At 41.9% G+C, this 24,357-nt stretch carries 24 protein-coding genes; 9 read left to right on the top strand and 15 right to left on the bottom strand.

Annotated elements, in window-relative coordinates; all coding sequences use genetic code 11:
* The first annotated feature begins 327 nt into the window (after positions 1-327).
* From CAL7507_RS15685 to CAL7507_RS15675, 3 genes are all read left to right on the top strand, one after another.
* The gene (locus CAL7507_RS15685) at positions 328-813 is read left to right on the top strand and encodes a hypothetical protein (RefSeq protein WP_015129455.1); all 486 of its coding nucleotides are present in this window, start codon (positions 328-330) and stop codon (positions 811-813) included.
* A 191-nt stretch (positions 814-1,004) separates the two neighbouring features.
* Positions 1,005-1,769 carry a serine O-acetyltransferase gene (cysE, locus tag CAL7507_RS15680; protein WP_015129454.1) on the top strand — a complete coding sequence of 255 codons (765 nt, stop codon included), beginning with the start codon at positions 1,005-1,007 and terminating at the stop codon, positions 1,767-1,769.
* Between the two features lie 361 nt (positions 1,770-2,130).
* Positions 2,131-3,465 carry a YcjF family protein gene (locus CAL7507_RS15675; protein ID WP_015129453.1) on the top strand — a complete coding sequence of 445 codons (1,335 nt, stop codon included), beginning with the start codon at positions 2,131-2,133 and terminating at the stop codon, positions 3,463-3,465.
* A gap of 30 nt (positions 3,466-3,495) precedes the next feature.
* Here the strand turns inward: CAL7507_RS15675 and CAL7507_RS15670 are convergent, their stop codons facing one another.
* From CAL7507_RS15670 to mnmE, 4 genes are all read right to left on the bottom strand, one after another.
* Positions 3,496-3,822 carry a hypothetical protein gene (locus CAL7507_RS15670; RefSeq protein ID WP_015129452.1) on the bottom strand — a complete coding sequence of 109 codons (327 nt, stop codon included), beginning with the start codon at positions 3,820-3,822 and terminating at the stop codon, positions 3,496-3,498.
* 255 nt (positions 3,823-4,077) lie between these two features.
* The gene (locus CAL7507_RS15665; RefSeq protein WP_015129451.1) at positions 4,078-4,848 is read right to left on the bottom strand and encodes an SDR family NAD(P)-dependent oxidoreductase; all 771 of its coding nucleotides are present in this window, start codon (positions 4,846-4,848) and stop codon (positions 4,078-4,080) included.
* Between the two features lie 6 nt (positions 4,849-4,854).
* Positions 4,855-5,358, bottom strand: coding sequence for a GNAT family N-acetyltransferase (locus CAL7507_RS15660; protein WP_015129450.1), 504 nt, complete (start codon positions 5,356-5,358; stop codon positions 4,855-4,857).
* 27 nt (positions 5,359-5,385) lie between these two features.
* On the bottom strand, positions 5,386-6,780 hold the full coding sequence (gene mnmE, locus CAL7507_RS15655) for a tRNA uridine-5-carboxymethylaminomethyl(34) synthesis GTPase MnmE (RefSeq protein WP_015129449.1): 1,395 nt from the start codon (positions 6,778-6,780) through the stop codon (positions 5,386-5,388).
* A 328-nt stretch (positions 6,781-7,108) separates the two neighbouring features.
* Between mnmE and CAL7507_RS15645 the strand changes: the two genes are divergently transcribed.
* The 3 genes from CAL7507_RS15645 to CAL7507_RS15635 all read left to right on the top strand — a co-directional run bounded on the left by CAL7507_RS15645 (position 7,109) and on the right by CAL7507_RS15635 (position 9,868).
* Positions 7,109-7,309: a hypothetical protein gene (locus CAL7507_RS15645; RefSeq protein WP_042341357.1), complete on the top strand. Its 201-nt coding sequence runs from the start codon at positions 7,109-7,111 to the stop codon at positions 7,307-7,309.
* 335 nt (positions 7,310-7,644) lie between these two features.
* A complete protein-coding gene (locus CAL7507_RS15640) occupies positions 7,645-8,445 on the top strand; it encodes an RMD1 family protein (RefSeq protein ID WP_015129447.1) in 801 nt (266 codons plus the stop codon).
* A gap of 541 nt (positions 8,446-8,986) precedes the next feature.
* Positions 8,987-9,868, top strand: coding sequence for a pirin family protein (locus CAL7507_RS15635; protein WP_015129445.1), 882 nt, complete (start codon positions 8,987-8,989; stop codon positions 9,866-9,868).
* Positions 9,869-10,307: 439 nt separating this feature from the next.
* On the opposite strand, the gene CAL7507_RS15630 is transcribed toward CAL7507_RS15635, so the two are convergent.
* From CAL7507_RS15630 to CAL7507_RS15595, 9 genes are all read right to left on the bottom strand, one after another.
* Positions 10,308-11,066, bottom strand: a complete 759-nt coding sequence (locus tag CAL7507_RS15630) for a hypothetical protein (protein ID WP_015129444.1) — start codon at positions 11,064-11,066, stop codon at positions 10,308-10,310.
* An 11-nt stretch (positions 11,067-11,077) separates the two neighbouring features.
* Positions 11,078-12,169 (bottom strand): iron-containing redox enzyme family protein, encoded by a 1,092-nt coding sequence (locus CAL7507_RS15625; RefSeq protein WP_015129443.1) that lies wholly within the window; start codon positions 12,167-12,169, stop codon positions 11,078-11,080.
* Entirely contained in the window at positions 12,159-13,703 is a 1,545-nt protein-coding gene (locus CAL7507_RS15620) for an FAD-dependent oxidoreductase (protein WP_015129442.1), read from the bottom strand. The genes CAL7507_RS15625 and CAL7507_RS15620 overlap by 11 nt, the downstream gene beginning before the upstream one ends.
* A gap of 705 nt (positions 13,704-14,408) precedes the next feature.
* The gene (locus CAL7507_RS31745; RefSeq protein WP_015129441.1) at positions 14,409-14,564 is read right to left on the bottom strand and encodes a lmo0937 family membrane protein; all 156 of its coding nucleotides are present in this window, start codon (positions 14,562-14,564) and stop codon (positions 14,409-14,411) included.
* An 86-nt stretch (positions 14,565-14,650) separates the two neighbouring features.
* Positions 14,651-15,067 (bottom strand): YggT family protein, encoded by a 417-nt coding sequence (locus CAL7507_RS15615; protein WP_015129440.1) that lies wholly within the window; start codon positions 15,065-15,067, stop codon positions 14,651-14,653.
* An 89-nt stretch (positions 15,068-15,156) separates the two neighbouring features.
* Positions 15,157-15,510, bottom strand: a complete 354-nt coding sequence (locus CAL7507_RS15610) for a DUF5335 family protein (RefSeq protein ID WP_015129439.1) — start codon at positions 15,508-15,510, stop codon at positions 15,157-15,159.
* Between the two features lie 205 nt (positions 15,511-15,715).
* A complete protein-coding gene (locus CAL7507_RS15605; RefSeq protein ID WP_236556772.1) occupies positions 15,716-16,147 on the bottom strand; it encodes a pyridoxamine 5'-phosphate oxidase family protein in 432 nt (143 codons plus the stop codon).
* Between the two features lie 111 nt (positions 16,148-16,258).
* Positions 16,259-16,489, bottom strand: a complete 231-nt coding sequence (locus CAL7507_RS15600) for a hypothetical protein (RefSeq protein WP_015129437.1) — start codon at positions 16,487-16,489, stop codon at positions 16,259-16,261.
* Between the two features lie 235 nt (positions 16,490-16,724).
* Entirely contained in the window at positions 16,725-18,662 is a 1,938-nt protein-coding gene (locus tag CAL7507_RS15595) for a GTPase family protein (RefSeq protein WP_015129435.1), read from the bottom strand.
* A 682-nt stretch (positions 18,663-19,344) separates the two neighbouring features.
* Here CAL7507_RS15595 and CAL7507_RS15590 point away from each other — a divergent pair.
* Positions 19,345-19,662 carry a hypothetical protein gene (locus CAL7507_RS15590; RefSeq protein ID WP_015129434.1) on the top strand — a complete coding sequence of 106 codons (318 nt, stop codon included), beginning with the start codon at positions 19,345-19,347 and terminating at the stop codon, positions 19,660-19,662.
* Here CAL7507_RS15590 and CAL7507_RS32745 read toward each other — a convergent pair.
* Positions 19,631-19,807 carry a hypothetical protein gene (locus CAL7507_RS32745; protein ID WP_201447844.1) on the bottom strand — a complete coding sequence of 59 codons (177 nt, stop codon included), beginning with the start codon at positions 19,805-19,807 and terminating at the stop codon, positions 19,631-19,633. The two genes, CAL7507_RS15590 and CAL7507_RS32745, sit on opposite strands and share 32 nt — an antisense overlap.
* Positions 19,808-19,863: 56 nt before the next feature.
* Here CAL7507_RS32745 and CAL7507_RS15585 point away from each other — a divergent pair, with 56 nt between their 5' ends.
* Positions 19,864-20,844 (top strand): aldo/keto reductase, encoded by a 981-nt coding sequence (locus CAL7507_RS15585; RefSeq protein ID WP_015129433.1) that lies wholly within the window; start codon positions 19,864-19,866, stop codon positions 20,842-20,844.
* A 90-nt stretch (positions 20,845-20,934) separates the two neighbouring features.
* Here the strand turns inward: CAL7507_RS15585 and CAL7507_RS15580 are convergent, their stop codons facing one another.
* Positions 20,935-21,792: an SDR family NAD(P)-dependent oxidoreductase gene (locus CAL7507_RS15580; RefSeq protein WP_015129432.1), complete on the bottom strand. Its 858-nt coding sequence runs from the start codon at positions 21,790-21,792 to the stop codon at positions 20,935-20,937.
* Between the two features lie 593 nt (positions 21,793-22,385).
* On the opposite strand from CAL7507_RS15580, the gene CAL7507_RS15575 reads away from it, so the two are divergent.
* The gene (locus CAL7507_RS15575; RefSeq protein ID WP_015129431.1) at positions 22,386-24,053 is read left to right on the top strand and encodes an IS1634 family transposase; all 1,668 of its coding nucleotides are present in this window, start codon (positions 22,386-22,388) and stop codon (positions 24,051-24,053) included.
* Positions 24,054-24,357: the final 304 nt, after the last annotated feature.

Below are 24,357 nucleotides of genomic sequence, written 5' to 3'. Positions count from 1 at the left end.
AGTGTTCGCAAAAGTGAACGCATCCGCAGAAGCTCAACCAGTCGCATAAAAAGTGTTGCAGCAGAAACATCTTCTGAAACTCCTCAAACAGCGTAAGTAACTCGGTGTAAATAATTGTCGCTGGGGGACAGGGGAAAGGCTGAATTTAAACCTTTCCTCCTACTCCCTGCCCCTTTTTCTATTTTTGACTGCAATGTATTGCCTCTACAATTGCAAAACTTATAATTGTGGCACATAACAATGTGGCACAGATTCTGGAATATTACGGTTTTTTTCTCGCATTATGTATATATAGTTACTAATAAAATAGCCTCCTGGAGAGATCCCATGAAGTATTGTCGCTCTCGAAGATGGGTTAGAGGCGGCTGGCTTACAGCTATACTTACCGCGATTATAGCTACCCCTGCAATAGCACAGACATCAAATTTTGGTGTCTTAAAGCTATCACCAGGTTTTAATGCCGGAGAAGGAACTGTTTCCGGTTATACTAGCGGTTCTTACTCGTTATCTGCTATTAGTAATCGCGATCGGGATAAAAAAGCTTGTATTGGCTTTGCTGACCCCAATCCCGATCACATCCTGATTTTAGAAAAAGACTTTTCTAATTTAAAAATACTAGTCAAAAGTGGTGGGGACACCACCTTGCTGATCAAAGGTCCCGACGACACCACAATTCGTTGCGGAGATGACACTGGTAAGAGTAAAGACGCTAGCATTGAAGACCGCAACTGGAAAAGCGGAACTTATCAAGTTTGGGTAGGTACATTTGATTCTGGAGTCAAGCGTAACTATACTTTGACCATCCAGCAGTAATGAGACTGATGACTGATGACTGTTGACTGATGACTGTTGACTGGGGAGATAATAACCTTGACCCCTGACTCCTGACTCCTGACTCCTGACTCCTGACTCTTGACCCTTGACCCTTGACCTCTTTATCGAGATAACACCTGGAAGGATAATATAAGAATGTAGCTTGTTTTGCTTTCCGAGGGTTCTATCTCGTGCTATCTACACTACGTGCTGACTTTCGTATCATATTTGAACGTGACCCAGCTGCTCGTAACTGGTTGGAAGTTTTATTTTGTTACCCAGGTTGGCAAGCCTTGCTATTCCATCGGCTAGCTCACTGGCTGTACAGTATTGGTCTTCCTTTTATTCCTCGCTTAATTTCTCACATGGCGAGGTTTTTGACTGGAATTGAAATCCACCCAGGCGCAGCGATTGGACAAGGCGTATTTATTGACCACGGAATGGGTGTAGTAATTGGTGAAACAGCGATCGTGGGGGACTATGCACTGATTTATCAAGGTGTCACCCTTGGCGGTACTGGCAAAGAGAGCGGCAAACGCCATCCCACTTTAGGCGAAAATGTTGTTGTCGGTGCTGGTGCTAAGGTACTGGGAAATATCCAAATTGGTAACAATGTCCGCATTGGCGCTGGATCGGTTGTTTTAAGGGATGTGCCTTCCAGTTGTACTGTAGTCGGTGTACCTGGTCGGATTATCTATCGTTCAGGAGTCCGGGTTGCTCCCCTAGAACACAATAACTTACCAGATTCTGAAGCTGAAGTAATTCGGGCTTTAGTTGACCGGATTGAATCGCTAGAACAACAAATACAGAATCTCCAGCAATTACATTCATCGCCAAAAACTCCCGTTCTGGCAATGAATTTAGTCTGCAAAAACGATAACTTGCTAAAAGATGATTCTGTTTGTCATCTCAGAGATAAAGCAATACAGGAGTTTTTAGACGGCGCGGGTATTTAAATTTCAGTATTTGTCATTGGTAAGGGTTTGAGGTGTATTTAGGTTTCGTGACTTAACTTGCATGATTCCTAACTATGGTGTTTAGTAGTAGGGTGGGCCATGCCCACCAGATCAAGGTTTTGTAAGGCATAGCCCTGCCTACGTGTAGTTCAAAAATCAAAGCGGACTGCTACATATCCGATAAAATGTTAATTGGAATCTACGACGTTGCTAATTGCGGTATGAATTGCGATCGTCATGCTGAATGTAGCGCTAGCGGAATGAAGCATCTGCGAGATTCTTCACTTCACTACGTTCCGTTCAGAATGACAAATTCATACTTCCTTCAGCAACGCCGAATCTACCGGCTGTTTGGATGCCAATGACTGAGCAACATAATGCTGACGGTAATTCAGCTAATTCTCAGCAGTCTAGTGAACCAACTGAAGGTTTAACAACCAAGTCAGTTAATGATTCCTGGACGAACCGCATTACTGGTATTTGGAACAAGGCGACACAAAGTTTGGTGCAACTCCTACCCGGAGAACAATTAGCACAGACGGTTATTAGATGGTTTAGTGTTAGCGAAACTCAGGTTGCGGAGATTTTGGAGACGGTTCGAGCCGAACTGCCAACAACAGAAGCAATGCTGATTGGTAAACCCCAAGCGGGAAAAAGTTCAATTGTGCGGGGACTGACGGGAGTTTCTGCGGAAATTATCGGTCAGGGATTCCGTCCCCATACGCAACATACTCAGCGCTATGCTTACCCTTCTAATGATCTGCCGTTGCTGATTTTTACTGATACGGTGGGATTGGGAGATGTAAACCAAGATACACAAGCAATAATTCAGGAGTTGGTGGGAGATTTACAGCAGTCAAGTCGCAGCGCCAGAGTACTGATTCTGACGGTTAAAATCAATGACTTTGCCACGGAAACGCTACGACAAATTGCTGAGGAATTACGCGAGAAATATCCAGATATTCCTTGTCTGTTGGCGGTTACTTGCTTGCATGAAATCTATCCCCCAGGTACAGATGATCATCCTGTCTATCCACCAGACTATGCAGAGGTGAACCGAGCTTACACCGCTATTCAGGAAGCCTTTACACAGCTTTGCAATCGCTCTGTCTTGATCGACTTCACTTTAGAAGAAGATGGTTATAATCCAGTGTTTTATGGCTTAGAAGCGCTGCGGGATACCCTCGCAGACTTACTCCCAGAGGCGGAAGCTAAAGCGATTTATCAGTTATTAGATCGGGAGGAAGCTAGTAAACAGCTTGGTAATATTTACCGAGATGCTGGACGGCGTTATATGTTGCCATTTGCGATTATGGCAGCTACACTCGCTGCTGTACCATTGCCATTTGCTACTATGCCTGTATTGACTGCCTTGCAAGTCTCGATGGTGGGACTTTTAGGAAAATTATATGGACAAACATTGACCCCATCTCAGGCGGGAGGGGTTGTGAGTGCGATCGCCGGGGGTTTTTTAGCCCAAGCGATCGCCCGTGAGTTAATCAAATTCTTACCTGGTTTTGGTAGCGTCATTGCTGCATCTTGGGCTGCAGCGTATACTTGGGCACTGGGTGAAGGTGCTTGTGTTTACTTCGGTGACTTGATGGGGGGTAAAAAACCAGATCCTGAAAAAATTCAGTCTGTCATGCAAGAAGCATTTCAAATCGCGAAAGAACGGTTTAAATCAGTTAACAGTTAACAGTTACTTGTACTGAGCGAAGTCGAAGTATCAGTTATCAGACTCAGTGAAATAAGTTGCTGCAGATTGAACATTTTTTTCCACCAAGATAGGTTCTCCCTTGACTCCTCCACGGCTCAGAGTACAAATTTTATATAGGTTTTCGCAATCAAAGATGGCGAGAACTAGTTCTTTGCCTGATTGAAAAGAAGATGGTAAAGGTTTCCCAACCTCGGCTTCTATATCTATTTCGTTGTCACGCCACTGTAACTGCCAAATTCGCTTTTCGGTGATTGGCGCTTTGACAGAACTAGCGATCGCACTATACACTTTCTCTGCTTTAATATCGTCTTTGGCTGCTGGCACAAAAAACTTCATACTATTTGGCTACAAGTAACATAGATTCCTTAGCACCAGCGTAACGCACCATTTATCTGGGGGAACAAGGAAAAAGAATAAGGGACTTCCAACTAAAAAAATATCCTATCCTATGTAGGCAGGGGGGCAGGGAGCAGGGAGCAGGGGGAGAAAGAAAAATAGTATCTGAGTAAATTGGATAATTATTTTTTGGAAGTCCCTAAATAAATGACAAATGATAATCTATAACAGTTAGCTTTATTTGCGTCGTCCTACTTACCAAGGTAATTGACTCCCATCCCAGGAGAAAAACTTTCCACTATCGCCTTCTTGCAGCTGTTCAATCACACCCAGCAATTGACTAACAGTGCGTTCTACAGAAAATAGTTTTTCCGCGGGAACATTTCCCTGGAACGGACGAGAGAGGCGTGTATCGGTTGTCCCAGGATGCAAAGTTACTACGAAAGTCTTAGGACTGCTTCTGATATACTCAATAGCTGCAGTTCGCATAAACATATTTAGTGCAGCTTTTGAGGCGCGATAACCGTACCATCCACCAAGTTGATTATCTCCAATACTGCCTAACTTGGCAGAAATAGTAGCAAAAACACTACGTTCTCCATGACGAAATAAAGGTAATAAATGTTTAGCCAGTAAGACAGCACCAATGCTATTGATTTGGAAGTAACGCAGCAAATTTTCTGAATTAAGCTGTCTTAAGCTTTTTTCTGGTTGTAAATTACTGTCATGTAAAAGTCCCACACAGTTAATTACTAAATGTAGTTTTTTGACTTCAGTGCGTATCGTTTGCACAATTTCAACTATCTGTAGTTCATCAGTAATATCCAGAGCCAAGCAAATTAATCTTTCAGGATTTTCACTTTCTAGAGCTATTAACTCAGAAGCAGACTCCGGTTGACGATAAGTTGCATAAACTTTGGTAATTCTCTCATCTTGCAATAATTTTTTCACGAAACCTAGACCAATGCCTTGGCTCGCTCCCACAATTAATGCATTAGCATGATTAATTTCATCAATAAAAGACATATAAATTTAGTTCACTTTTACAGGTATTTTATATTCGTAGCGAGAGACAAAATAAGCACCAACTTGTTTGTCGCTGTGATGACAGAAACCGAATTTTTCATATACTGCTTTTAAACGTGGACGCGCAGCATCGCAATCTAGGCGTAAATAACTTTTCTTGAGTGTTTGTGCATTTGAAATAGCCCAATTAAGCAGTGCTGAAGATACTTTACCACCAGAGTAATTCCGTCTAACAGCAAGGCGATGGATAAATGCTGAATCTTCTTGAACAATATCTGGCCAGAAAAGTAAATCTTCAAGCTGAAACTTGATTGTCCCAGATGGCTCACCATCCGATTCAGCTATGAAAAATAGGCCGTTAGCAATATCTTTAGAGATACTTTCTGGTGTAACTTCGCTATCATGCCAGAGAGGTATACCACGCTGCTGTAGCCATACTGCTGCTTCTCGCAAAACATCTGAAACTATAAATGTATCTTGTATACTTGCTTTACGAATTGAGATATGCATAGATAATTTTTGTTAGATATTTGTGATTTACTTACCGATACAAAATCTGCTAAAAATCCTATCAAGTACAGATTCTGTAGCTTCTTCGCCAGTGATTTCTCCGAATGTATGAATGGCATCGCGTAAGTCAATTGTCCAAAAATCAAGGGGTAACTGCTCAGTAATTGTTGCTTGTACTTGCTCCAAGGATATTTTAGCTTTAATTAAAGCTGCGGCTTGTCTTTGGTTGATTGCTAAATCCATATCAGCAGCTTGAATTTTTTCTGTTTTTACTATTTCTAAAATTGCTGTTTCTAAAGCATCAATACCTTGACTTTTTGCGGCTGCTGTGCAGATTTTAGATTTTAGATTTGGGATTTGGGATTGCAGAGTATTTCTTTCATCTTCTTGTACCAAGTCGATTTTGTTAATCACCAGAATCACAGGACGGTGTTGCACTTGTGTGTAAATTTCTTGATCGCCTGCTGTCCAACCTGCGGAAGCATCAATTGTGAGTAGGACTAAATCAGCGGCGCTAGCGGCACGACGCGATCGCTCAACGCCAATTTTTTCTACTTGGTCTAATGTTTCCCGAATTCCCGCTGTATCTAGCACCTGCACGGGAATTCCGCCGACAACTAGCTGGGATTCCACCACATCGCGGGTTGTACCGGGTAAGTCGGTGACAATGGCGCGATCGCTCTGGCTCCAAGCGTTCAATAAACTGGACTTACCAACGTTCGGACGCCCGACAATTGCAACTTTCAAGCCTGTGCGTAATAGTTCACCTTTGTCTTTTGTGGCGATTAACCTGGTAATTTCGGTGGTAATGTTCTCAATTTCTGAGATAATAGCTTCATAATCCAGCGGAGGTAAGTCCTCCTCAAAATCGATTCTGGCTTCGATTTCTGCGAGGATATCCAAACAGTTAGCGCGTAACTGGCGGATGGGATGAGCTAATTTCCCTTGTAAACCAATTAAAGCAATCTGGGCAGCTTGAGGCGATCGCGCCCCCACCAAATCGGCAATACTTTCAGCTTGGGTTAAGTCCAATCGCCCATTTAAAAAGGCGCGGAGGGTAAATTCTCCAGGTTGGGCGAGTCTCGCGCCATTTTCTAAGCACAGTTGCAACACCTGCTGCACGGCGATGATTCCCCCGTGACAATGGAACTCTACCACATCTTCACGGGTGTAAGAACGGGGTGCTTGCATAATCAGCAACAAGGCTTCATCTACTAATTGTTGTGTTTGGGGATGGCGGATGTAACCGTAGAGAATGCGGTGACTTGACCAAACTTGTCGCCCAGGTGCGTGAAACAGAGTTTGGGCGATCGCTATTGCTTGGGAACCAGACACCCGCACAATCCCCACACTACCCTGTTGGGGGACAACAGCAGTAGCGATCGCGGCGATCGTTCCAGTAGTAGCAAAGATTTCCGACATGAGCTACCTTTATTGCACATATATGGTTAGCGTAGCAGAAGGGGCAGAAGAGGCGGAGGGGCAGGGAGCAGGGAGCAGGCTTGCCGTGAGCGTAGCCGAATGGGAGCAGGGGGAGATGAGGGGGGATAAATAATAACCTATTGCCTATTGCCTATTGCCCAATCCCCAATCCCCAATCCCCAATCCCCAGTCCCCAATCCCCAGTCCCCAGTCCCCAATCCCCAGTCCCCAGTCCCCAATCCCCCCCTAAATGGTAGATATTGAGACTAATAGGATGGCAAATTGCAAGGTAAGATTTATTGGGAAAGGAGACAGAGAGGAATTCACTGTGGAGCAAAAAATTAACTGCGCCGAAGCCTGTGTGAATGGCTGTGTTTTAGGGGATAAGTGTCCCAATATCGAGTTTAGAAAAGCTACTACGCAATTTCTTGAAGAAACTTCTTTAGATAAAATGTTGGAGTTGGCAGAAGAACGACTACGGAAAAAGATGACAGAACCGCCTAAATGGATTTTACCAGAAGATCCATAGTCAAGGAATTTGGTGTCGCATAATACAGCTTTCGCAACGCTTCTGTAACTTTATATCTGATTCGTAAACAAAAGCTGAAGATACCCACTATCAGAGGAATCAATTGAGCCATCCGAATGTGAGTTTAACAATTCATCGTTTTAGCAATCGCTCAAATGTACTAGAAAAGACATAGTAAGAGAGGGAATTCCCAATAAAAAAACATCCCACAAGAAATTTTGGGATGGACAAGATGCCCATTTGTGGTGGTTAGTGGGCATCTTGTCCGCATCACAAGATGGGATAATTTATTTCCTGATGTTCCCTTAATAGACAAAACATAGTATTGGGCGACAATGCAAAAACTCTTTTTTCATGACAGAGATAACTTTAGAGCGCAGGCCCTATTCCTTGGTAAGAAGATTAACCTACAAAGATTGGAGAATTACGTTTGCTTGGCAACTATGCCATTAATAGTTACAGTAGGTGAACACAGCTGTGCGGTGCTACTGAGCTATGGAGCAGTTGTTCTGTTTAACCTTGAGCCTGCGGAAAAGGTAGCCTTTTTGACCCAACTATCCTCTCAAGTTAGTGACTCTTTTCCCGATCCCGAAACAGAAGAAGTGGAAGTTCATCTGAATGTTGTGGAAAGTGAGCGAGTTAAAGAAGGAAAAATTTTCCTGCATGAATTTAGTGTAGAACGTTTACAGATAGTGGCTGATATTCTTGCTAAAAGTGTTGTTCTTTCTCATTATGAAACGAGCATAGCAACTGTATTTGATCAAATTGAACCATTTGCAGCTAGTCTCCAGAGTGATAACAGGAATAAACGCAAGAGTCGGGAATTATTGCGTCAACTTGGATCTACCCTGTTAGTTCAACATAAAATTGTGGGTCGAGTAGAGATTATCGATAAACCGGAGTTGCTGTGGGAGTCCCCACAACTAGAAAACTTATATCTGCGTTTAGAGGATGAGTACGAAATCCGTGAGCGTCACAATGCTTTGGAACGAAAACTAGAGCTAATTTCCCAAACCGCACAAACCGTGCTGGAGTTCATGCAGCATAGCAGTAGCCAGCGAGTAGAGTGGTATGTGGTGATTCTGATTGTGGTGGAGATTTTGCTGTCGCTGTACGACATCATTTTTAAAAGCTAAGGCTTAGTGCCTCTACATTAGTCAACAGTTATTGCTATTATCTCTACCGCGATTATGACTGAATATTGGCAGAATTACTGTCAATAAGGATTTAGTTCCTACCAATTTAAAAGAAGAATGCGACAGTCGCTACATGTAGCTTTTTTGGCGTTGCTGAATCATGGGATGAAATTTTATGTATTAATACCAATTCAAATAATGTTTGCAACACATACATTCTTCGTACGGGCACGGCTTCCATATAATTTCGGGAAAACCGATAGTTTATGGGTGCTGTGCTACTACCCATCTGTCGCATTCTTTTTTTAAATTGGTATTAAAATCTAAAACTCCTTATTCTCTCTGCGCGACGCCAGTTGCTACAACGCGGCGGCACTTCCTTCAAGTCGGCGAAGCCGCCCAACGGAGTGCCTTGGGAACCCGCGCATCGCACTGGCTCCTCTGCGTGAGACAGATCATCCCGCATTGATGCAACGCCGCTTTTTTTCTGGTGGATCTACTTATAATGATTTCAGCATTTACCAATCACCATCCATCACTTATGGCAATACTGCAACTGATTGAACCTGAAGTTAAAGATTTGGGTGGGTTTGTTGCCCGCCGCAGTTTGCCATATCCCCATCGCCAAATGGTCGGGCCGTTTATCTTTTTTGATCATCTTGGCCCTTCCGTTTTACCACCCAACAAAGGTATTGATGTCCGACCACATCCTCATATTAATCTTGCAACAGTAACTTATTTATTTGATGGTACTTTGATGCATCGCGATAGTTTAGGCACTGTGCAGGAAATTCAACCGGGTGCTGTGAACTGGATGACAGCGGGACAGGGGATTGTACATTCAGAGCGATCGCCCGACTTTGATCGTCAAAATGAAGCTACTATTCATGGTATTCAAACCTGGGTCGCCTTGCCTACGGAATCCGAAGAAACCGACCCTTGGTTTGCTCACTATCCTGCCCAAACCCTACCCACTTGGGAAGAAAATGGTGCTGTCATCAAACTCATTGCCGGACAAGCATTTGGCCATACCTCACCTGTCAAAGTTTTCTCGCCTATTCTCTATTTAGATGTAATACTGTCTGCCAATGCTCACTTTACTATCCCCACAGGCTATTCAGAGAGGGCAGTATACAGCGTCACCCAAGGGTTGAGCATTAATGAGCAACCGCTAGAGCCATATCGTCTCGCCATCCTAGAGCCAGTCGATGAGATCAGAGTTTCTGCTGCTGCAACTGCTCGGTGTATTGTGATTGGTGGTGAGCCATTGGGTACACGCCACAAATGGTGGAACTTTGTTTCTAGCCGACCAGAACGGATAGAGCAAGCAAAAGCCGATTGGCGAGGTCATCGTTTTGCTAGCGTGCCAGATGAAACAGAGTTTATTCCACTACCCGAAGTGGTGACAGAGGCTAATCCCTAGAAAAGCCCTGGCGATTAGAAATCGCGGCTACACATACAAAACCTGCCTCCGTAGGTTAAAAGCCCTTGATTTTGATTAGTCCACAGAGGAGGACTTCGTTTGTGTAGTAGCGAATTCTATGAGACTGTTGGCGAATTGATAGGGGGTCTAACCCATCAGCCCAAATCCATCTTAAATTTCTTTAATTTCAGTGCGTTTCAACGCACTTTAGGTATTAGCCCGCAATTTATTGCAGGGCGGGAAAGCAACGCAAAACCAAGGCTTTAGGGGTGAGGGGTTGAACTCATCTTTAATTGACCAACAGTCTCATTCTATTCGCCCAGAAATTTTCAAACATCCTCTTAGGCTTGTCAGTCCACTACAAATAATTTATATTTCTTCTAGAAACGTTGAATTTTTAGCGCCCACTTACCTATTTATAAATTGAGAGCATCGAAATTCACAAAGCGGTCATTATTTTAATCAATTCTGACGACATATCTGCTTGGGAATTATGGTGTTTTTTGAAGAGAACACCTGCGAGAATATAAATATTTTGGGAATAGAAAGCTTTGTGATGCTGACGCAGTTCTACTATTCTCTGTTTTACCTGGGGTTCGCAACTGTAATATCCAAAGCTCATGGGTGAAGTCATAAAATCCTCCACATGATAACCTTGGGCGATCGCATATTCAATTGTTCCTACTGGATCGGAGTAAGCAGAAAGCATTAACATTGCACTTTGACAATCCATAGATAGGAGTTGCTTGGTTATAGATGATCCATCGATTCCACCATGTAAAGCAGGAATATATAGGTCGTTGTTAATTGCTGGCAGATAAGGAGGGTTAGAGATCAAATAGTTTGCTGCCGATTGCCAATCTTTATTAAAAAAGCAAGAATTATGAACAACATACTTATGTGTCAGCTTATGTCGCTCAATCCGAAATTGTGCTACCTCGCAAGCATGAGAATTTAACTCATAGCCATTAATCAAGCCATTAAATTGACATTTTAATAAGCTATTGATTACTGGACTACCATCTCCTGCCCCAAATTCGACAATGGAAGTTAAATCTTCACAGGTATTCAATACCATTCTTTCTATACATTGGGAATAAAACTGTGATTCTTCAGGACAGAAGAATATCTCTGGAGGCAGATAATCTGCTGGATAGGTTTTAGCTATCTTTTGGGAATTTAATAAAGATTTATTCATGTAACCTTTGGTTATTGTGGTTGAGTAAATGTCGATTGGGACTGTTGAATGAGAGCCATAACCGCAGCTGCGGCGCGATCGCCCATAAATTTCTCTTGGTCATAGCCCAGTACTAATTCCCAAGCATGATCCGGATACCTATCAGCTAGGGGTAGAGCAACATCCGTGAGCATCCATTGTCCGTGCCGTTCATCTTCACGAATGTGCAATTCCCAATAGCCCATAGCGGCATCTGCAAGTTGCAATCGTTTCGCCGCTAACATATAGTCTGTATAAATTGCTGGGCCTGCTATCTCAAAATAGGTCAGTCCACCGTTATAGCGGAGAAAATGTCGTTTTCGCTCTGTCAGCAAGAAGTTGTGATTGATACTTGCTAAGACTTGCCAAGGTACAAGATCGAGATAAGCTTCTGGTTCAGTCTTGAGACCTAATTCAGCCATCATTTGGGCAAAGAAAGTAGAGTGTTTTCGCGACAAACGTCCGTTACCATACTCTTCTAAGAGTACGCGAAACAAAGTTGCCTGAATTTCGTTACTTGCTCCTCCCAAAATCCGAGAAAGACGACTAGCTTCTACTAGTCCATCCAAGGAGGCGATCGCTAATAGTAACCGATAGCCCTCCCAGCTCATATCTTCTCGCAGATAACGTTTTGCTGCTGATAAAGGAGGATTTAAGTCTACATCTGCTCTTTCTTGCAGAGCTTGTTTAACTTTTAAGTACTGTATTTTCTCAACATCTAGTTGGCTCAATTCCCATGCTTGCCAGACTGACTCAATGCGATCGCGTACCTCTCCTAAATAAGTAGAGCGTTCATTTGTATACAGTTGCAAATTGTCATACCAAAATAGATTGAGCCGATTTATGCGATAAAGTAATCGCTGTAAAAACCACTTTGCTGGCTCGGCTTTTGAGTTTTCTGTGTATGCCTCGATTAAAGCTAAAGAGAAAAATTCTGCAAAGTCTTTAATCAGCGCAGGCTGTGTTTTCACCTGTTCGTCTAAATTTTCCAGCATTAGCAGCCACTTAAATTGTTGCTCTGCTTCTTCATAACTAGATATTCGGATAACAGGCAATAGGATATCTGCTTTTGTCTTAATTAGCATTTTGGATGATCTCCAAGTCCTTTACAGCTGGCCCCTGAATGACCTGTCCGTCGCAACTGAACCGAGAACCGTGACAGGCACAATCCCAACTCTTTTCACCATTGTTCCAACTCACAATACAAGCTAGGTGAGTACATACGGCAGAAACAGCATGAACAGTTCCGGCTTCATCTCGGTAAGCGGCAATCTTCTCATTATCAATGGTCAGTAGCTTGCCTTCACCCTTAGCAACCTCAGCAAAGGAATTAGACTGAAGACCTTTGAAGCGATCGCCAACCCATCGAGTAGCCACATCAACTCCTTGTTTGACCGATTCCACCGTCAAAAACGGAGTTGCACGAGTCGCATCATACAATTGAGCATAGGGATTATCTTTTCCGAGAATCAAGTCCGAAAGCAGCATTCCAGACATCGTTCCCTTCGACATTCCCCAGAGACTAAATCCGGTGGCGACATAAATATGGTGATTTAATGGGGTCAGCTTGCCGATGTAAGGGAGTTTATCAAACGACACCATATCTTGGTTTGACCAACGATATGCAAAGGTTTCAATGCCGAAGCGATCGCGGGTATAGGCTTCTAGTTTTTGGTAACGTTCTTCTGTATTAGAATCTGTACCAACTTTATGCCCTTCACCACCAACTAACAGAAGCAAACCGCCATCGTAGGGAGTCGTACGAATAGAGTGGGAACCCTTACCACTGCCGATATACATTCCTTGGGGTGCTTTCGCAGGATCAATTTTAGCCCCAACGATGTAGGAGCGTTCGGGATAGGTTTTGGCAAAGAAAAGCCCTTGGTCTAGAATTGGTAAATTAGTTGCTACGATCACATCTTGGGCGTTGATGATGCCTCGATCGGTAACAACTTGACAGGGATTGTCTTCTTCAACCTTTTCAACTCGCGTGTTCTCAAACAAATGACTGCCGTTACCGGGAATATTTTTAGCTAGATGTAGCAGATATTTGCGGACATGAAACTGAGCTTGGTTGTCTAATTTGATGGCTCCAGCGATCGCAAATGGCAGTGATGTTTCTTCAACGAAAGTCGCGGGAAGTCCTAGTTTAATAGCAGCTTCCACTTCATCTTTAATTTTATCTAGTTCGTCGTCTGGTTCTGCGAAGGTGTAGGAGCTTTGACGGCTAAAGTCACAATCAATTTGTTCTTCCTCTACAAATGCGGCAACACGTTCAATCCCCGCTCGATTTGATTCCGCATAAAGCCGCGCTTTTTGCTCACCGATTTGTTTGATTAAATCAGCGTAGATCAATTGGTGTAACAAGGTAATTTTGGCAGTTGTACCACCGCTGACTCCTGTAACAATTTGCCTGGACTCAATCACAGCGACTGTCTTGCCGGCTCGTTTTAGCAGTGTAGCTGCAGTCAACCCAACAATGCCGCCTCCGACTATGGCAACGTCCACCGAAATGCTATTTTCCAGGGACGGATAGGTTGTTTCGACTACGTTTGACGACCTTGTTGTAGAGGTTGAGTCAATCCAAAAAGAGACATGTTTGCCAGATAAATTTGTCATTGTGTTTGTTACTCAGTGTTTTTTCTACAGACAGTAATGCGCTGTAAATAGCATCAAATACTTATATAAAACTCATATTTGATTTTTGAACAAATTTAAGTATCTGTAGGGTGGTCAATGCCCACCAAACCCTTGATCTGGTGAGCATTTTCTACCCTACTATGTATTTTTCAAAAATCAAAATGCACTACTATACAAATGTTTGTTGATACTAAATTCGAGCCATAATTAAACCATGACAATGAAAAAACCACTTCATTTCAGTAATTTGGTGGCGATGTTTTTTCACCCATGCTTTTAAAGGAGGAACGAAGCTTTTTAGAGAAGATATAGGAATCCGATTTGATTATTGAAAAAATATCAGTATCTGTAGTAGACTGGGCATTGCCAACCCTACAAGTACTATTTCTATGTGTATTTCAAGAATCAAATACTAGTCCTATAGCTAGTATTTCTCTTAGTATCGTTCCTCTTGTTTATAAGCATCAGTATGGTTTTTATTGATTCTTTGTTCTCTTTGTATATTAAAGTTAAGATATCTAAATATCATCTACAGGTAGAAACAGTTTTAATGAGAATATTATCTATAATTGGACATACAGTAAGTATAAACAAGGAAACGCGAGCAAAATGTTTAGCTCAAATTAATTGCGATCGTGTTTCCTTGTAGAGGTTGTTTGTTGGCAAGCTGAACCACAAGGGTTATTAGATAATACGTCGCCCTATAAGTAAGTTATAAACAATGCCAATCAGTGCTAAAACCAAAAGCAGGTGGATTAAGGTGCCGCCAATGTGAATTGAGAATCCTAGCAACCACAAGATGACAAGCACAACAACAACAGTCCAGATAAGATTAACCATATTTTCCTCTTCGATTCAGATAAAAGTGATGAAAATTTATTAAAAAGAATTTGATGTATCAACTTTGCACAAAGTGTGATGCAAATTTACGGTCTTTGATAAAAGATGAATCTAATCAGCGAAACCACCAAATAGCTCAAGAGAGCGTAGGCTACGATCGCAATCACAATATTGATATCAAATATATTTGCCCCACCATCGGAAGTAGGACTAATAAATAGGGTAGAAAATGGAGCAACAAAAGGTGCAGATAGATTATTAATCAACTGAGCAAATTCATTTTTGGGGTTAGCACCCAACAAACGCAGCAAGAACCTGATTCCAAGTAATATTTCTAGCATTCCCGCCAGCCAAAAAATGCTATTAACTATCCAAATAAAGGCAGTACTTCGCCTAGCAGTTTCTAGGCGTTTCTCCTCTTGATGAAGTCGGAAAGCCTCTTCATCATGTTGCAGTTCTTGTCGTCGTTCAAGATTGGTTTCATCATGTGGATCTTGATTCATTTTTATACCATTAATTTTTTTGAGTTGCTCATGATGCTCCCTTTGGCATGTTTTACTCTGGCGTTTTGCGGTGAGTCTGTTGCTTTAGCTCAACTAGCTTGTAGCTGGATCAACGTTTTTTTGCCAGCAGCGTCACTAATCCGAACTGCTATCATCACACCGTTTGAGTTCTGTCCGGTTAAAACTTCAGTTGGCGAATCGATTGTGTGAGCGTAAGTCACTTCATCTCGACCGACTTCAATGATCAAATCATCTCCCTTTCCAGGGCGATCGTAAACCATCGCCATCAAAGGTGCGTTCTGAATTAGTTCTGCGTCACCGAGTTCTGAATCGATGATTTCGATGGAAATATGCCGTCCACGATTACCATCTGAAAACTGATCAAAAAATTCACCCCATCGCTCACGCGGCACAGATTTGTTGATGTCAATTTTACTTACCATGATAATTCCTTGTGAAAAACTAGTAAAAAGAAAACGAGTAATAAAATTGATATCCTCTATTCTAGAGGTGAGAAACTAACACAACTCTGCCATCATTTCATGATGCAGAGTTATTGGCTTCCATCTTAGGTTTAAGATGTGAGGCCATCGTAAGGTAGATATATTCTTGATTTGGAGGTGTACTAGAAATACAGTATTTGGGTTCTTACCGACTGCTGACTCCATCAGTCGTGCGTCCGCTCATTTCACTGAGATGGAGGCGGTAAATTGCGATGGCTTCTGAATGTCCTTGAGCATCAATCCAGGTGCGATTGATCGCAGGTGATAGCGTTGGATTTAGCTGTTTGATATAGTGCATTGCTCGATCGATGTCTGGATGCTCGGTGAGGCGAGCGGCTCGACCATTCACAATTACGCTGCGCCAATGAAGCGGATCGTGAATGTCTTCAACCTGTAGGCAGATTTCTGGATTTGCATCAATATCCTTAGTCTTCATACCGACTGTTGTAAACAGGTAAATATCCGAATTTTCGAGATAATAATACATTGGCATCACGTAGGGTTTGCCTTCGTGTATGCAGCCAAGATGGCCGTATCCTACTTGGTGCAGTAGTTCGTGTATTTCTTTTGAATTCATTTCATCAATATCCAACATTATTATTCTCCTAAAGATTCAGTTGATTGGTAGTATTAAAGAGAAATAGTCCACGTTTGATATGTGTTGTTAGATCAAGTGGATATGTAAAAATCAATGGCTGAAATTTGATGATCGTGCTGCACACAAATCTACCTCGTTGAGAAACACCATTGTTTCTGCACCCACTCTGCCAAAGTCAGGTTTTAGTCCCAACGGCATCTCAACGAGATAAGTCCAGCTTTCAGATTCAGATTTGTAGCTCCGTATAATCCCTTCTCCGCCAACAAAGCGCACTCGTTGGCTACGGCAAAAACTAGGCATCTTGATCAACTTTACAGTCATAAACAAGACTCCGTTGATTCACTATTGATATCTTTCACTAAAACATAAAGCATTAAATACTTCTTGTATCTTGCTAGGTAAATATGTGAAACATCATCTATAGCTTTTGAATGTTCTACCGGGAGTAATTTATCATACGCAGAAATTTTATTTGGCAATCGATAGATGGAGATATCTGAGTTGCCAGGTGGATTAGGACATGAACTCATGAGAAAATACAGATACTAAAAAACCTTTAAACCTGTTCCCTGCTGTAATAATCAAAACGTTCTCGCAGTTGCTCAACTGTCAGATTTTGAGTCCAGTATTCTACTAGCGCATGACCAAAAGCCCAGGCGTGACGATCGCTGGTGGTGGAGTTTTCTAACAATAAGGGCCACAGGGATAGCAAATCAAAGTTGAGGGTTGCTGAGTTACCTGGATTTAAAAGTGAGAACAAATCATAAGCCATCTGGAGTTTGCCAATCACAATTGGTAACTGTTCCACAGGAATTTGTTCTGCTAGTAGGTATGCTAAAGTTGGCGCGCCTGTTGACAGGGTAGCAATAAATTGCAGTACAGGACTTTTGAGGAGTGCTGTGAGTCCTTGGGTTGTCGCCATCTGAAAGGTGTAGTGATCGATGATTTTGGCGGCGGCGACGGTGCGGGCTTCGAGATTACGCAAAAAACGAGCTAGCCGTAGTTGCTTTGCGGGTGCGATCACTTCTATCAATCCCAAAGATAGCGCTTCCACTCCCCAGGATACACGCCCTGTTTGACTATCGCCTGTGACAACTGGTAGAACCAAATAAGAGAATTCACCCAGCAACTTAGCGCGATACTCAGTAGCTTCCCGAATGGCAATTTCCTTTGGTTTATCCCCCCATTCCCAATCATAAGGTGGCTCCCACTCGCGGATGGGACGGAGACGATCCACTTGGGTAACGATGGTAATCACAGGTAAATCTGTCACCTCTGCTTTCATCTCACGGAGAAAGTCCACATCCATCTGCAGTGCAGGATCAAGGGCTGGTGTGACTAACAGCAGCAAGTCTGCATTACTGGCATAATCCAACACTTGCTCTCGGAGTTCTCCACGATTAACCCTTCGGCTACGCTCAGGGTAAACTTGTTCATAGCCTGGGGTGTCTAAAAGTGTCAGGGTTTCACCGCTTTGAGTTTGCCATTGATAATTTTGAATGCGATCGGTGCTGGGTAAGACATCAACGGCAGCTAAATCAGCTTGAAACAATGTGTTAATCAAACTGCTTTTTCCCGATCCTGTCCGCCCCACCAGTAGAATGTTGACCGATTTTTGCTCGACTGCTGCGACTGGTGTTGCTTGTTCGAGGATGTCTCGGATGGTTTGAGTTTTGGCTGTGGGGAGAGTTGTTTTGGGGGAAGATGCTAAAACTGGTGGTGTCATACCACTATAAAGAGCGATCGCTTGTCGGCATAAATTTCTCAAAGCAGCTTCCCGTAGCAACTGGCTCAAATTCACCAGTAATTGCTGATTCGCTTGGTTAGCATACCGCTGACTTGCTTGTTGTGCTACCTTGGCGACTGGGTTTAATAACCACTGTGCCCAACTCCAAACTCGCCAAAGTTTACGAGCAGATGGTTCTAGTTTTCGGTAGACTTCGTATGCTTGGTATGCTTGCCCAACTGTCACTTGGTTGAGTGCTGGGGATAACTTCTGCATCCACTGATCCAGCCCATCCATTGTGCCCCTAATCAACCCGTAAGCTTGGGGAATGTAAATATTCAGCAAAGGATATTGCACTTGGGGATTGTAGATATGAGCGATCGCTACCACTAAATCTTGGCAGCGCATCCAGAAAGTTTGCCAGTCTTCCCACATTGGGCGATCACTTTGTGCTGCTGTCAAAATTTCTTGGAAAGCGATTTCTGCTTGATTGGTGGCGTTATTGCCTGTGGTAGGTAAGGTATCATCGGCAACAGATGCTAATTCCTCGCTCACTTCTGCTAATACAGCCTCCAGCTGCTTCACCACAGGTTGAGTCCATCGCACCAGTAGCCAACGCCAACCCACAAACAGCAGGGTGAACACAGCCCAAATCCAATTAATCCCCCACGTGTGAATTTGCATTCCGGCGGAGACTAGTAAGAAAGTGACGATGAAAGCGATCGGTGTTGCTAAAATCAGCCATTGCCACAGTTTTAAGCGCACCATTACCCCATACCTACCTTAGCTAGAGTTCTTGTATAAATGGCAAACAATCATGTTTTCAAAGTATCCCTGTAAAAAGTCTATCGTTTCTGACTCCTAACATAGGGACTGAGGTCGATGACGGTTTGCTAGCATCAAGGTAGTGAACTTAATGGTGCTTATCAAAATATTCACTAGTACTGCATGGCGTAAATAACCATACCATTTTATAAATTCATTTTGATAATCTAGCTCGCAGACAAACGCGAGCAAGATGCTCGCACTACAATGGTATGCTCATTTCCGCCGACCTGTACTAAGCTGTTGACTTTGTACGAAATTAGTTAAAAATTATCATGCAATTTTTGTGTTTACCGTAGGGGCATCGGCACTGCCGTGCCCTGATGATATAGAGGTTTTCGGTCGGATGCCATACAATCGAGGGCGGGAAAACCCCGCCCCTACAGGCTTTGCGATTGAAAACTGTACCTCACTGAGCTGAAAACCGCTATAACGTTAACTACGACTATTATTTTGTATGATACATTTTGGACTTAAGACCTTCAAAGTTAACAGCTTAGGCAATGCCCACCCTACAGATACTTAGATTTGTTCAAAAATCAAATATGAGTCCTATATTTTAGCTGTGTTGTTCTAGTAAGATGTACATCCAAAGATTAGTTGTTAATTGAGCAAAGATAATTTAATGAGTAAGTTTCAAATTGAAATCGACTTCAGCAGTGTAGATTTAGCCTCTCTAGAGACAGAAGAGGATTTTCAAAGAGAAGCTAAAAACTTACTCCCAAAGGCACTTGTAAAATTAGGCGAAAGTGTAGGAGAAGAAACCTGGGAAGAATTACAGAACAAGCTCAAAGCACAGGGAATGAAAGTCAATTCGTCTCCAAGCGAAAAACGTAAGTTTATTCAAGAAACAGGCAGAACTTATCAGCGCAAAGCCAGTAACAGAGAAAGACAAGAACTCGAAGACTATATCATCGAGCAATTACGTCAAAAACAACGGTAATGATTGCATCGACCTGCAATGCAATTGCATCGACCTGCAATGTAATTGCATCGACCTGCAATGTAATTGCATCGACCTGCAATGTAATTGCATCGACCTGCAATGTAATTGCATCGACCTGCAATGTAATTGCATCGACCTGCAATGCGATTGCACATCGTCCTAATATAAAAATATTTAAAACATTTACAGCGAGTCAATATGCAAATTAGCCAAGAAATATCCCTACCAATTATGGGCTGTGGGACTTGGGCGTGGGGAAACCAACTGCTGTGGGGATACAACGAAAGTATGGATGAGCAGTTGCAAGCGGTCTTTAACCTTTGTGTGAGTAACGGTGTTACTTTGTTTGATACAGGTGATTCTTATGGTACTGGCAGATTAAACGGGCGTAGTGAGCTACTTCTAGGAAAATTTTCTCAAGCATATCAAGGTATAGGCAAAAAAAATATTTGCATTGCCACCAAGCTTGCAGCTTACCCTTGGAGATGGACGCGCCAGTCAATGGTTGCGGCTTGCAAATCATCTGCTCAACGTCTGGGAAAAAATGTAGATTTGGTACAAATGCATTGGTCAACAGCAAACTATGCGCCTTGGCAAGAAGCAGGACTGTTAGATGGTTTGGCTGATCTTTATGAGCAAGGCTTAGTTAAGGGAGTAGGACTATCCAATTACGGCCCTAAACGGCTCCAGTATGTGCATCAAAAGTTTGCTGAACGAGGAGTACCCATTGCCACGCTACAAGTGCAATATTCTTTATTATCTACATATCCGGTGACAGAACTAGGGCTAAAAGATGTTTGTGACCAATTAGGAATCAAGATGATTGCCTACAGCCCTCTAGCTTTAGGATTATTGACGGGAAAATATGCAGAAACAGGCCCTTTTCCCAAAGGCGTCAGAGGTTTGTTGTTTAGACAGCTAATACCAAAAGTGCGATCGCTTCTAGTATGTTTACAAGAAATTGCACAGTCTAGAAATAAAACCATGTCACAGGTAGCAGTCAATTGGTGCATCTGTAAAGGCACCATTCCCATCCCTGGAGCGAAGAGTGTTGAGCAAGCCAAGGAAAATATTGGTGCATTAGGTTGGCAATTAAACCCCAGTGAGGTAGAAGCACTTGATCAAGCAGCTGCAAATACAGATAAAAAAATGGTACAAAATATCTTTCAAACTAAATAAGTCAAGAGTCAAGAGTCAAGGATCATTTCTTCCCTAATCCCCAATCCCTGGGCACTGAGCGAAGTCGAAGTGCAATCCCCAATCCCCTAATCACAAACCCATCGAATATAAAATCAATCTGTCATAAACTTTGTCTGGTAAAAAACGCTTCAGAAAAGCTCCGATTTTGGCATCTTGTCCCACAAGATAGCGTGTTTTGGGATGCTTTGCAGTTAACGCATGGACAACAGATTGAGCTACAGTATCTGCAGGAATTCCCTTAGATGCGATAATTCCCATACTCTTACGTACAGCTTTCATGGTGTTACCATAGAGATCAAGATTTGATTGAGAGAGATTTTCTTGGCCAATGTCAGCTTGACCGAGAGATTTTTCCCAAATTGGCGTAGCGATCGCACTTGGTTCGATAATAGAAACTGAGATTCCCCAAGGGCGCAACTCCATACGCATGGCATCGGTGAGTCCTTCTAGGGCAAATTTTGAAGCATTGTAAGCTCCCAGAAACGGGGCAGCACTTCTACCGCTAATGGAACCCATATTGACAATTCGACCCTGTCCTTGGCGTAATAGACCAAGAAACGCTTGTGTGACGGCAAGCTGTCCGATAACATTCACCTCTATTTGATGGCGAAACTCAGCGATGGGTAATAGTTCTAACGGCCCAGGAACAGCAATACCGGCGTTATTCACTAAACCAAAAATTCCGCGATCGCCGACGGCATTGTTTACAGTTTCAACCGCAGATATAATTGATTGAGGATCAGTAACATCTAAAAAAATCGGTCTAAGTCTTGGGGATGCTTTCTGCTTCAGCGCTTCAGCATCGACATCTTTACGCACACCAGCAAAAACAGAGAATCCCAACTTGTCTAAAAGCAAAGCACAAGCCTCACCAATTCCTGTTGATGCGCCTGTAATCACAACTGCACGTTGAATTTCCGCAACCATTTTTATTCACCAGAATATGACTTTAACTATAAAATCAGTTGCTGAGTACAACAGTAGCAAAGCTGTCTTTTATAACTATTGAGGAACTCCAGACACGCCCCCGATTGCTCTACAGCTAGTATTCTGTCCCAAAAGTTCTGATAGGTTCGTAGTAAGCACTTTAGTGCTTAAAAATCAAGGACTAAAGTCCTGACTACAAACACACATGACAATCAAAATTAGTGGGACAGACCACTAGGCTGTTGACTTTTTTAATGCTGGCAGCAGTATTAAGATGATTTTGATGACAAGTGCAAGAGCGTTCAAGAGTTAATCTTGACAAATGTGCAATTACCTCAACCTCTCACCTGTGGCGATCGCTACCCAATTGCATTCATCTCATTCATACTTGCATTGAGCAACGGCAGTTTATCTAACTTAGGAATGCAAATTTAATAACCTGCAATTTTGATTTAAACCCACATTCCGCAGATATTAAAGCAGATTTCATAATTATGAAATTGAAAAAACTTAAGCCTGAAATGGTTGTATAGCAATTATTTCAGGCTTTTTTTCTATAAAATAATAAGGCGGTAAGTGGAAAGAGAAAAAGCATGAATGAGGCACTAGAAACAATAAAAGTCCTAAATATAGACCATTTGGGCATAGTAGCGGGAATAATAGACGAGATGGAATTGGTAGAAGAAGTGAATAAAAAAGTGGGAATAAAAGTTAAAGAAACTCTCACTCCTGGACAAGTAATGAAAGCAATGATTTTGAATGGGTTAGGGTTTTTGAGCGCACCATTATATCTATTTGAGGAGTTTTTTGTAGGAAAAGCAACCGAACATCTAATAAGAAAAGGAGTCTACCCATCACATTTAAATGACGATAGATTAGGAAGGGCATTAGACCAATACTATCAAGTAGGAACAACGAAATTATTTACAGCAATCGCCATAAAAGCGGCGGACAAATTCCAAGTAGAAATGAATAGTATTCATTTAGATGGGAGTTCAATGTATGTACATGGAGAATATGAAAAAGAGTCAGAGACAATAGATAAAATTAATCAAGAAGCCTCATTAAATCAAGCCGAATTAGAGTCAGAAATGAAACCCATAGAAATTGTTCATGGATACTCGAGAGACCACCGACCAGACTTAAAACAATTTATCATTGATATGATAGTGACAGGAGATGGAGATATCCCATTATATTTAAAAGTAGATTCAGGAAACGTAGATGATAAAAGTGTATTCGTCTCCCGATTAAAAGAATTTAGAAAGCAATGGACATTCGCGGGAATATGTGTAGCTGACAGTGCCTTATACACAGCTGATAACCTAGAAGCCATGAGAGAATTAAAATGGATAACTAGAGTACCACTAAGTATTAAAGAGGCACAACATAAAATCTTAGATATTCAGGAAAATGAATGGCAAGAAAGTGAAACAACAGGATACAAAATAGCAACTAGAGAAAGTGAATACGGAAAGATAAAACAAAGATGGTTAATCATAGAAAGTGAACAGCGAAAAAAATCAAGTATTCAACAAGTAAAAAAACAAGTTGAGAAGCAGTTAGAAAAAGCGCAAGCCGCACTACGCAAACTATCCAGACAAGAATTTGCATGTCAGGCAGATGCTAAAATCGCTGTAGAAAAGCTATCATTATCGTGGAAATATCACCAAATCAAAGAAATTGAGTACTCAGAAAAACCAGAGTATACCAAAGCAGGAAGACCAAGTAAATCCACCGAGAAACAGCAAATAAAATATCAAGTCACAGGTCAAATAGAACCGAGAATAGAAGTGATAGAAGCTGAGAAAATTAAAGCTGGAAGATTTATATTGGCGACGAATATCTTAGATGAAGATGAATTGAATAATCAGCAGGTACTCTTAGAATATAAAGCTCAACAATCGAACGAAAGAGGATTTAGATTTTTAAAAGATCCATTGTTTTTTACGTCAAGTGTATTTGTCAAAAGTCCCGAAAGAGTGGAGGCAATTGCGATGATAATGGAGCTATGCTTGTTAGTCTATAACCTAGCACAAAGAAAGTTGAGGCAAGCATTATTATTATCAGATGGTAGCGTCAGAAATCAGGTAAAGAAATTCACGAATAAACCGACAATGAGGTGGATATTTCAGATGTTTCAATCTGTACACTTGTTGCTTGTCAATGGCAAGCAACAAATGAGTAATTTAACAGAGGAACGTCAAAAAATATTACGTTATTTGGGTGAAAATTGTCGTCAATACTATCTGATGATTTAAACTGGGTTATTTGTCTGAACAAATTGGAAATATTTTTTAAAAATTAGAATTACCGCGAAGATTATAATAGTCTTTGCTAAGTTTATATTGGGAAATTTTAGATAAATTATTTGATTGTTCGCGAAAATGAATATATTAGGATAATCTGTGAAATTAACTTACTGATAAACTCCCTAATCGTTGTAAATAAAAGTAAATTTTAACCTAAAAATTAGACTAATAAAAATATTCTAGTCTTGATTTTTCAAAATTACCAGTAATATCAGTTACATCTGCGGAATGTAGGTTTAAATGGGAATGGTGC

The sequence above is a fragment of the Calothrix sp. PCC 7507 genome (assembly GCF_000316575.1).
GTDB lineage: Bacteria > Cyanobacteriota > Cyanobacteriia > Cyanobacteriales > Nostocaceae > Fortiea.
This window is presented reverse-complemented; position numbering and strand designations above follow the sequence as displayed.

Excerpts from the sequence above, each read along its gene's own strand:
- CAL7507_RS15685 (WP_015129455.1), top strand. The coding sequence starts at position 328 with ATGAAGTATTGTCGCTCTCGAAGATGGGTTAGAGGCGGCTGGCTTACA.
- CAL7507_RS15675 (WP_015129453.1), top strand. The coding sequence starts at position 2,131 with ATGACTGAGCAACATAATGCTGACGGTAATTCAGCTAATTCTCAGCAG.
- CAL7507_RS15670 (WP_015129452.1), bottom strand. The coding sequence starts at position 3,822 with ATGAAGTTTTTTGTGCCAGCAGCCAAAGACGATATTAAAGCAGAGAAA.
- CAL7507_RS15665 (WP_015129451.1), bottom strand. The coding sequence starts at position 4,848 with ATGTCTTTTATTGATGAAATTAATCATGCTAATGCATTAATTGTGGGA.
- CAL7507_RS15660 (WP_015129450.1), bottom strand. The coding sequence starts at position 5,358 with ATGCATATCTCAATTCGTAAAGCAAGTATACAAGATACATTTATAGTT.
- mnmE (WP_015129449.1), bottom strand. The coding sequence starts at position 6,780 with ATGTCGGAAATCTTTGCTACTACTGGAACGATCGCCGCGATCGCTACT.
- CAL7507_RS15640 (WP_015129447.1), top strand. The coding sequence starts at position 7,645 with ATGCAAAAACTCTTTTTTCATGACAGAGATAACTTTAGAGCGCAGGCC.
- CAL7507_RS15635 (WP_015129445.1), top strand. The coding sequence starts at position 8,987 with ATGGCAATACTGCAACTGATTGAACCTGAAGTTAAAGATTTGGGTGGG.
- CAL7507_RS15630 (WP_015129444.1), bottom strand. The coding sequence starts at position 11,066 with ATGAATAAATCTTTATTAAATTCCCAAAAGATAGCTAAAACCTATCCA.
- CAL7507_RS15625 (WP_015129443.1), bottom strand. The coding sequence starts at position 12,169 with ATGCTAATTAAGACAAAAGCAGATATCCTATTGCCTGTTATCCGAATA.
- CAL7507_RS15620 (WP_015129442.1), bottom strand. The coding sequence starts at position 13,703 with ATGACAAATTTATCTGGCAAACATGTCTCTTTTTGGATTGACTCAACC.
- CAL7507_RS31745 (WP_015129441.1), bottom strand. The coding sequence starts at position 14,564 with ATGGTTAATCTTATCTGGACTGTTGTTGTTGTGCTTGTCATCTTGTGG.
- CAL7507_RS15615 (WP_015129440.1), bottom strand. The coding sequence starts at position 15,067 with ATGAATCAAGATCCACATGATGAAACCAATCTTGAACGACGACAAGAA.
- CAL7507_RS15610 (WP_015129439.1), bottom strand. The coding sequence starts at position 15,510 with ATGGTAAGTAAAATTGACATCAACAAATCTGTGCCGCGTGAGCGATGG.
- CAL7507_RS15605 (WP_236556772.1), bottom strand. The coding sequence starts at position 16,147 with ATGAATTCAAAAGAAATACACGAACTACTGCACCAAGTAGGATACGGC.
- CAL7507_RS15600 (WP_015129437.1), bottom strand. The coding sequence starts at position 16,489 with ATGACTGTAAAGTTGATCAAGATGCCTAGTTTTTGCCGTAGCCAACGA.
- CAL7507_RS15595 (WP_015129435.1), bottom strand. The coding sequence starts at position 18,662 with ATGGTGCGCTTAAAACTGTGGCAATGGCTGATTTTAGCAACACCGATC.
- CAL7507_RS15590 (WP_015129434.1), top strand. The coding sequence starts at position 19,345 with ATGAGTAAGTTTCAAATTGAAATCGACTTCAGCAGTGTAGATTTAGCC.
- CAL7507_RS15585 (WP_015129433.1), top strand. The coding sequence starts at position 19,864 with ATGCAAATTAGCCAAGAAATATCCCTACCAATTATGGGCTGTGGGACT.
- CAL7507_RS15580 (WP_015129432.1), bottom strand. The coding sequence starts at position 21,792 with ATGGTTGCGGAAATTCAACGTGCAGTTGTGATTACAGGCGCATCAACA.
- CAL7507_RS15575 (WP_015129431.1), top strand. The coding sequence starts at position 22,386 with ATGAATGAGGCACTAGAAACAATAAAAGTCCTAAATATAGACCATTTG.